The sequence below is a fragment of the Lactobacillus sp. UMNPBX16 genome (genome assembly GCF_002553775.1).
GTDB lineage: Bacteria > Bacillota > Bacilli > Lactobacillales > Lactobacillaceae > Lactobacillus > Lactobacillus crispatus.
Window position 1 is genome coordinate 1 of record NZ_PCYU01000056.1, and the last position, 3,796, is coordinate 3,796.

The 3,796-nt window shown below is 36.6% G+C and carries 4 protein-coding genes; all 4 read right to left on the bottom strand.

The features are described from left to right. Positions 1-148: 148 nt before the first annotated feature. Positions 149-406 (bottom strand): Txe/YoeB family addiction module toxin, encoded by a 258-nt coding sequence (locus CP367_RS09725; RefSeq protein ID WP_025006274.1) that lies wholly within the window; start codon positions 404-406, stop codon positions 149-151. Then, positions 403-678: a type II toxin-antitoxin system Phd/YefM family antitoxin gene (locus CP367_RS09730; protein WP_013087009.1), complete on the bottom strand. Its 276-nt coding sequence runs from the start codon at positions 676-678 to the stop codon at positions 403-405. Before CP367_RS09730 ends, CP367_RS09725 begins: the two co-directional genes overlap by 4 nt. Positions 679-871: 193 nt before the next feature. Next, a complete protein-coding gene (locus CP367_RS09735; RefSeq protein WP_089146286.1) occupies positions 872-2,098 on the bottom strand; it encodes an MFS transporter in 1,227 nt (408 codons plus the stop codon). 261 nt (positions 2,099-2,359) lie between these two features. Then, a complete protein-coding gene (locus CP367_RS09740) occupies positions 2,360-3,751 on the bottom strand; it encodes an IS3 family transposase (protein WP_304441358.1) in 1,392 nt (463 codons plus the stop codon). Positions 3,752-3,796 lie beyond the last annotated feature (45 nt).

A 3,796-nucleotide genomic window follows, 5' to 3' on the forward strand; every position in this document is an offset into this window, starting at 1 on the left:
ACAATTACACATATATTTTTTAAACTTGTTGAAACTCCAATTTTCATAGCAATCCCCCTGTCCAATTTTAATAAAAATAGCACTTTATATTTTTTAGTCAATGAAAAAAGCAGCAATGAAATTAATCATTGCTGCAAAACTCCAATTATCAATAGTGATCCTTACATGAATATATAGTTATCATTGATTTATGACAATCATAGACGATCCGATTTTTCGAATCGATTCGTCTTGACCATAACCCTGATAGATTTCTCTTTAAGGGCTCAGGCTTACCAATACCTGTAAATGGATGTCTTTTCATATCTTTCACAAGATCGTTTATTCTTGATACCTTTTTATAATCACCATCGTCATACCAATACACATAGTCGTTCCAACCATCATCCGTCCATGCTACGATCATGATTTTGTTACCTGCTCAGGATCAATTAGTTCATGTTGCTTTATCGTGCCTTCACTAACTTGTTTACGCCCTCTTTCAATCTTGTCCATTAGGTATTGATTAGATTGAATTTCTAATGTTTCAACCAAGGCATCATAATCTTCTTTACCTAATACAACCACATTATCCTCTGGTTCTTTATTAGTTACGATCAAAGGTTCACTATCATCATTGACTTGCTTAAAATAATGCTTTAAATTTTTACGAAAATTACTGTAATTAACCGCATCCATAGACTAATCCCTCCTTATATTGTACAACTTATTGTACTATATTTTTACTTATATTACTACCAAAAGCAATAATCGTAAATGGTTGAAAAAATGATTAACCATGGGACAGTTCAATTAGAGACACATTGTGGTGATCATTTGACCGCTCTTCTTTACAAAAAAAGCAATGATCCAGTCGACCACTGCTATTTATTTACTTCTTTTTCTCAATCACAAAATAATATCCTGCTGTCAAAATTTGAGCAACTCCCTCAAGTGCAATCGCCCAATCTGCACCAAAACGCGCTACAATCAGCCCGCCTAAAAATGAGCCAATCGGAATCATCGATGATAGAATCGAGTCATTGATCGTCTCTACTCGACCTAAAACATGCGGACTAAAGCTCTCTTGCACCAACACTTTGAAGTTAATATTCATCATCACAATCCATAATTCGGACGTGAAAAACAGAATTAACAGCAAAATTGGCATCCCTTTGGGTACAGCTGGCTCAAGCACAATCGCCAAGCCAGACAATGCCAGACATACAACGACCAATCTTTCAATTTTATTTTTATCAAAAGTTAGCCGTTGAATTAACATGCTGCCAACTAGCCCACCTATTGATGAAGCTAGTTCTAAACTACCATAGCCAATCGCTGATTTAGTCAAATGCTCCGTTGCAAAATAAGGCAGACCAACAGACGAAATCCCATAGAACAAGTTAGTCACTGCAAAAGGCATGATCAAGCGTGCTATCTTGTCTTCTTGTTTCAAAGTCTGCCAGCCCTTAAGCAGATCTTGCCAATAGTTTTCCGTAAAATACTCGCTCGTAGATTCAGGCAACAATAATTTCCTGGGCAGAATCAACTTGGTATAAAAGGCTAGAGCACCTGCAAAAAATACTGCAGAAATGATCACTGTGAAATCAAGTGACACCCAAGTAATCAATAATGTTGCCGCTGCATTCAAGAACAAATCCAGCGTCTTATAAGTCATTTGAAAAACGCCGTTTACTTTAGCTAGTTTCGTTTTCGAAACGATGACTGGCAAAATTTTTTCTTCTGCAGGGTAAATCAAAGTCGAGCCGATCGTTGAAATAACGTATATTGCTAACAAAAACCAAATTGTTAGATTTTGCCACAGCTTAGCTTGAAACAACAACGTCGCTATAACGCTAGTAACGATCTGCACTACCGTTACAATTTTAAGCATCTTTTTGATATAGATGCGATCAATTAGTGGACCCAAAGTAAACGACAGCATATCAATTGATGAGTCCGCAATGAAAATCAGGGACAAAATCACTGGTGAATTAAAGCGCACCTTAAAGAACCACAAAATTGCCATGTAAAATAGTGAATCTGCGATGTTAGTTAACACTCGTCCAGCTAATAATCGTCTGACATTGACATTTTCTTTTTCGATTAAGTTAAACATTTTCCCATTCCTTTTCACAACACTGCTAATGTCGCTGAAAGCCAGGGAAAATTACTATTCAGTTGTAGTTTAAAATCCCAGACTTTCAGCTAAAAATCTGGGTTAAGCCTTAAGTAGCGTTTGACGAATGAAAGGAAATAATTCATTCTCAAACTTAAACCTAAAATGTCGCGCATTTTAGTCCTCGCTTTCTGTAAAAATTAAGGTAATTATAGCACGAATAATAGTGATATGCGCCCAAAAATTAAGACATATTAATTATTAGATCGCTTGCTTTAAGGCCATGCTTCGATATTCTATCGGAGTGTGGCCTTTTAGCGTGCTCTTGATTCTATGGTGATTGTAGTAGTGAATGTAATCTTCGATAGCAGCTTTAAGCTCATCAAGATTCTTATAATTCTTCTCAAAGCCATAGAACATTTCTCTTTTAAGAATGCCAAAAAAACCTTCCATCAAGCCATCATCCAATGAATTTCCTTTGCGTGACATGCTTTGATCAATGCCATGATTCTTAAGCCAAGCCTGAAAAGCCTTGTGCTGATACTGCCAGCCTTGATCTGTATGAAATACTAAGCCATTTAAAGCTGGATGCTTTTCCCATGCTTTATCAAGCATAGTCATCACTTGATTTAAGACAGGATGACGATTGATTGTGTAAGAGATGATTTCTTGCGTGCAGCCATCGATGATTGGTGAAAGATAAAGCTTTTGACCGTTTAGGTGAAACTCAGTAACGTCAGAATACCATTTTCTATCAGGAAGAATCGAGCTAAATTGACGTCTAATCAGATCGTCCTTGATCTTGCCAACGGTGCCCTTGTAGCTTGAGTATTTGAATTTCTTTCTTATTGCAATGCCAAACAAATGCATTTTGTTCATCAGGCGTCTGACTTTCTTAGTATTGATTTTAAAGCCTTCACGACAGAGCTGTGCAGTGATTCTTCTGTAGCCGTAGCGATGCTTGTGCTCTTCAAAGATTTCTTTGATTCTGGTTATAACATCTTTATTCTTATCATCTTTGTCAGTCTTGCTCAAAGTGTAATAGTAATTGCTTCGAGAGAGATGAGGAAGACTAGGATTAGAATTTATGATCTTGAGGACAAAGCTCACGGTTACATGGAGTTCCTGCCTTAGCTGAGTAACCGCAGAAGCTATTTCTTTGGCTTCTGGTTTTTGATCCTTTCTGAAACTAAGGCGTCCAATTTTTTTATAAATTCGTTTTCGACAGTAAGCTCGAGATTCTTCTGTTTTAGGACCTTGATCTGCTTGCGAAGCTGCTTGATTTCTTGATCTTTGCTTTTCACGGGTAGGTCTGCCTTTCTTATGATTAATGACATTATACCCATCTTCGATGTATTTGCGAAGCCAATTATAAAGCTGCCCACAGCTGCGTAATCCAAGATCTAATGATATTTGATTTATAGTTTCTTTGTCTGCCAAAACTCTGTTAATAGCTTTAGTTTTGAATTCAACCGAATAAGCAATATATGGTTTATCCAATATTTCTAGTCCATGCTTATCGATTAATTTACACATATAGTCAAGATTAGATGCTCTAACGCCATACTTTTTTGCCAGCTTTCCCGGAGTATTGAAGCAATACTTCCAAGAATTGTAAATATCAATTTTGTCTTGTTTAGATAATTTAGACATAATAAAACCCCGAAATTCATTGTCCGAATTTCGGGGCGCATATCA